Genomic DNA, 333 nt, shown 5'->3' with positions numbered 1-333 from the left:
ACAAACAGCGCGCCGAACGGATCGCCCTGTCATGGCAGCCCTTCCATGCCGCCATCGAGCGCATTGTCGAGGACAGGCTGGCGCGCGGGCAGGAGACCCGGCTGGTGTCGGTGCATTCCTTCACGCCGGTCTACAAGGGCCGCAACCGGCCCTGGCACATCGGCATCATCCATGATGAGGATCGTCGCCTGGCGGCGCCGCTGATCGGAGCGCTGCAGCGGCTTGCCGGCGTGACCGTCGGCGTCAACGAACCCTATTTGTCTGCCGACCGCGTCTATTTCACGCTGGAACGGCATGCGCGTTCGCGCGGGCTGCCTTACAAGATAATAAAAA

General features: G+C 64.0%; 1 protein-coding gene. It reads left to right on the top strand.

Annotated features, from left to right (window positions below; translation table 11 throughout):
* A partial coding sequence (locus tag EN804_RS35640; RefSeq protein ID WP_189602202.1) for an N-formylglutamate amidohydrolase occupies window positions 1-333 on the top strand: 333 nt, incomplete at both ends.

The sequence above is a fragment of the Mesorhizobium sp. M8A.F.Ca.ET.161.01.1.1 genome (assembly GCF_004792105.1).
Lineage (GTDB): Bacteria > Pseudomonadota > Alphaproteobacteria > Rhizobiales > Rhizobiaceae > Mesorhizobium.
The sequence above is the reverse complement of the archived record's forward strand: the minus strand, read 5'-3'. Positions and strand labels throughout refer to the sequence as shown.